Origin of the sequence: Corallococcus sp. AB018, from assembly GCF_003986945.1 — a bacterium.
Lineage (GTDB): Bacteria > Myxococcota > Myxococcia > Myxococcales > Myxococcaceae > Corallococcus > Corallococcus exiguus.
In genome coordinates this window covers 1-2,451 of the sequence record NZ_RAWR01000416.1, presented here as the reverse complement: position 1 = coordinate 2,451, position 2,451 = coordinate 1, and the positions used below count along the sequence as shown (strand labels likewise).

The window sequence follows — 2,451 nt, the reverse complement described above, 5'->3', positions numbered from 1 at the left end:
GGAGCGCGTCGCCCCCGCCCGCCCCCCGGTGGATACCGGAACCTCCGGCGCCGCGGACCAGCCGCTCCTGAGGGGCCTGCTGTGGGCGGCGGAGCCCGCGCCGGAGGAGATCCGCACGCTCGCCATCGAGGACCTGTCGCTCCTGGGCGACCCGCGCGCCCTGGACCCGCTGGCCGCGTTCATCTGGGACCCGAACCCGCGCATCCAGCAGGCCGCGTTGCGCGCGGTGGCCCTCTTCCAGCACCGCCGCGCCGAAGAGATCCTGGGCAACGTCGTGCGCCACCCGCGCCTGCCGGACGCGCTCAAGATTCAAGCGCTGGGAGGTCTTCTGTATCAACGCACCCCCACCGCCCGCCGGGTGGTGCAGGACGTGGCCGCGGACAGCCGCGTGGGCTACGCGGTGCAGAACGCCGCGCGCTCGGTGGCGTCGCAGTGGGAAGCCGCCCCGGCCGCCGCGCCCTGAAACACGCCTGCCTGTCTGCTCTCCAGCCCTGACGCCCCTCTGCCCCGCCGGGCCGATTCCTGGAGTGCGCGCGTGTATGGGTTAGACTGGGGCGCATGAAGATCACCCCCCTCGACATCCGGCAGAAGCGCTTCGAGACGGTGATGCGCGGCTTCGCGCGTCCCGAAGTGGGCGCGTACCTGGAGCTGATCGCCGGCGAGTTCGAGGAGGTGGTGAAGGAGAACATCGCGCTCAAGGAGGAGCTGAAGCGCACGCAGGCGCGGCTCGAGCAGCATCAGGAGCGCGAGCGCACCCTCCAGGAGACGATGGTCACCGCCCAGCGCATCAGCGAGGACCTGAAGGACGCCGCGAAGAAGGAAGCGGAGATCATCATCGCGGACGCGGAGCACCAGGCGGAGAAGATCGTCCACGGCGCGCACCAGAGGCTGGTGCAGGTGGTGGAGGACATCAACGAGCTCAAGCGCCAGCGCACCCAGTTCGAGTCGCAGGTGCGCTCCGTGGTGGAGGCCCACCGCAAGCTGCTGGAGACGTTCGCCGCGCCCACCTTCGCGGACCGCGACTACGCGCGCGTGGAGGACAACGTCGCGTTCCTGTCGCAGAAGAAGGCCACCTCCAACGACTAGCGTTGCCCGCATGCCCGCCCCCTGGCTCAAAGCAGTGCAGACAGGGGTGGAGCTGACGGTGCTCGTCCAGCCGCGCGCGTCCCGCACCAAGGTGGTGGGCGAGCATGACGGCCAGCTGAAGATTCAACTCGCCGCGCCGCCCGTGGATGGTGAAGCGAATGCGGCCCTGGTGGAATTCATCGCCAAAACACTGGGCGTGCCGCGTCGTCAGGTGACACTCGTGGCGGGTGACACGTCGCGCCGTAAGCGATTGAGGGTGGAAGGGGTTGATGCGGCGGCGGCCGAGGCTGTTATCTCTGGTGGACCGTGAGGCCACGCATGCTCCGCCTGTTCGCCTTCCTGATGATGCTGCTGGCCTCGCCGGGCGTGTTCGCGCAGGACGAAGGTCCGCGGGGCATCCACGCCACGGAGGCCGTCGTCACGGACGCCGCGCTCGTGCCCCACGCCCGCCCCGCCATCGTCGCGGGCGAGCTGAAGACGCAGCGCTTCGTCATCCTGCACACCGCGAAGGCGGCGGGCGCGGCCCGTGCGCTGGCCGGACAGATTGAAGGCGTGCGGGACACCTTCGGCGCGATGCTGGGACGCGACTGGCCGGGCACCACCGAAATCCGCCTGGGCGTGGGCCGCCAGGAATTCGAAGCGCTGGCGCTCCCCGGTGGCAAGCCTCCGGGCTGGGCCGTGGCGCTCGCCTACCCCGGGCATCAAATCATCCTGCTGGACGCGCTCAGCCTGAGCGACACGGAGGGGCCCACCACGCTGCGGCACGAGCTGGCGCACGTGGCGCTGGGCCAGCTGGCGAAGGACTGGCCGCGCTGGTTCCAGGAGGGCGTGGCGCAGAACCTCACCGACGAGCGCTACTCCGTCGCCCACTACAGCGCCCTCTTCCGCGCGGTGACTCAGGAGCGCGTCTTCCACTTCGAGGACCTGTCCGACGAGTGGCCGGACGTGCCCGCGGATGTCGAAATCGCCTACGCGCAGAGCGCCGCCTTCGTGGCCTTCCTCACCGGCAAGCACGGCTCGCACGCCATGGGCCTGCTGGTGGACGGCGTGCGCGCGGGTGAGCCCTTCGAGCAGGCCTTCGGCAAGGCCTTCCGCACGTCGCTGCTGCTGGAGGAGCAGGACTGGCGCGAGGGGCTCGCGGCCCGCTACGGCTGGCTGCCGCTCACCACCAGCTCCGCGCTCCTGTGGCTCACCGCCTCCGTGCTGTGCGTGGCCGCCTTCGCGCGCCGGATGCGCCAGAAGGCCGCGAGGATGACGGAGCTGGCCGCGGAGGACGCCGCCGAGGACGCCGCGCTCCGTCTGCTCGCCGCCGCCCGCGCCGCGGGGCCCCTCCCCGTGGACGGCTCCGAGCCGCTGTCCCCCGCC

4 protein-coding genes are annotated in these 2,451 nt (G+C 71.3%); all 4 read left to right on the top strand.

What is annotated here, in order from left to right:
- Positions 1–463, top strand: a 463-nt coding sequence (locus D7Y11_RS42305; protein ID WP_233607588.1) for a HEAT repeat domain-containing protein, incomplete at its 5' end; no start/stop codon positions are given.
- A 95-nt stretch (positions 464–558) separates the two neighbouring features.
- Positions 559–1,086 carry a DivIVA domain-containing protein gene (locus D7Y11_RS42300; RefSeq protein ID WP_014397740.1) on the top strand — a complete coding sequence of 176 codons (528 nt, stop codon included), beginning with the start codon at positions 559–561 and terminating at the stop codon, positions 1,084–1,086.
- A gap of 10 nt (positions 1,087–1,096) precedes the next feature.
- Positions 1,097–1,396 (top strand): DUF167 domain-containing protein, encoded by a 300-nt coding sequence (locus D7Y11_RS42295; RefSeq protein WP_014397741.1) that lies wholly within the window; start codon positions 1,097–1,099, stop codon positions 1,394–1,396.
- 8 nt (positions 1,397–1,404) lie between these two features.
- Positions 1,405–2,451 (top strand): peptidase MA family metallohydrolase (locus D7Y11_RS42290; RefSeq protein WP_121756185.1); only part of this gene is annotated, 1,047 nt, incomplete at its 3' end.